Here is a 1,224-nt window from a genome sequence, read left to right as displayed (position 1 = left end):
CGGTTTATCAGTGGTATTTAGGCTGGTATGACGGAAACCCTGCGAATCTTAATCCGCTTCCTCCGGAAGAATCTGCGGATAAATACATAGCCTTAATGGGAGGGGCTGAGAGGGTTCTACTTGCTGCTCAATCGGCTTTTGACCAGGGTGAATATCGTTGGGTAGCCGAACTTTTGAATAAATTGGTCTTTGCTGACCCTGGCAACGATAAGGCCCGAGAGCTCCTTGCTAAAGCTTATGATCAATTGGGATACCAATCGGAATCAGCGCCTTGGCGAGATAATTATCTTACGGGGGCTTATGAGCTGAGACATGGTGGCCCGGATAAAGGCGTTGATGTGGCAATGATGGAGGGGGTTCTGAGAGAGGCACCTCTTGAGAACTTCTTTATATCAATGGCTGCCCGTTTAATTGGCCCGGAAGCTTTTGATAGCCATCATAAGATCAATATCACCTTCACTGACAGGCAGGTAAATTTCTATTTGTGGATTGAAAATGCCGTTCTGCATTTTGAACAAATTGAACCTGTCAGTGATGCGGATGCCACACTTAAGGTGACTCATGAGTTATTTCTCAAAATGGCCACTGATCAGGCTGGGATCAAAGAAACCCTGTTCTCGGATGATTTGACGGTGGAGGGTAGTAAGCTGGATTTAGTGAGTTTCTTCAGGTTGTTTGAGAAGCCGAGAGGTGTCTTTAATATCATTGAGCCTTAAGGAACTTACTTCTAGGTTCCCTAGAATAAGGCCATTTGATTATCTATTAGGCGATCAAAGTCCATCCCGATAAAGGGCAGAATGCCTTCCGCGATGGGCTTTAGCTGTTTCTCAATGTAGTGTTGGTAATCAATGTCTGATTCAAGATAGTCCAAAGGCTCAGGCCCGTTCAGGGTGATGATATAGTTGATCCAGCCTTTGTGTTGATACTGTAGTGGCTTGCCAAGCGCTTTGTTCTTTTCGTCGGCTATTTTGGCAGATCGAGCATGGGGTGGAACGTTTTTAACGTACTCTCTGAGCGGTCTTCTAAGGCGTTTTCGATAAACCAGCTGATTATCCCGTTCTCCATTCAGTGTGGCCGCCACGGTGTCTTTGATAAATTGGCTTGGGTCGCGATCATCAAAGACGATTTGGTAAAGATTCTTTTGAAAGTCTCTCGCCACGTCTGTCCAATCAGTGCGAACCGTTTCCAACCCTTTAAAGACCATTTCCGGTTGTTGATTTTTAA

1 protein-coding gene and 1 pseudogene are annotated in these 1,224 nt (G+C 45.4%); one reads left to right on the top strand and one right to left on the bottom strand.

The genetic code is table 11. From position 1 onward, the window contains the following. On the top strand, nt 1-716 hold a 716-nt coding region (locus A3763_RS00640; protein WP_231872056.1), incomplete at its 5' end, for an alkyl sulfatase dimerization domain-containing protein. Nucleotides 717-736: 20 nt separating this feature from the next. On the opposite strand, the pseudogene A3763_RS00635 reads toward A3763_RS00640, so the two are convergent. Then, nucleotides 737-1,224 (bottom strand): annotated as a pseudogene (locus tag A3763_RS00635) (DNA polymerase domain-containing protein); the annotation flags it as partial.

The sequence above is a fragment of the Oleiphilus sp. HI0128 genome, from assembly GCF_001635365.1.
Note: the sequence above shows the minus strand (reverse complement) of the source record. Positions and strands in the feature narration are given on the sequence as shown.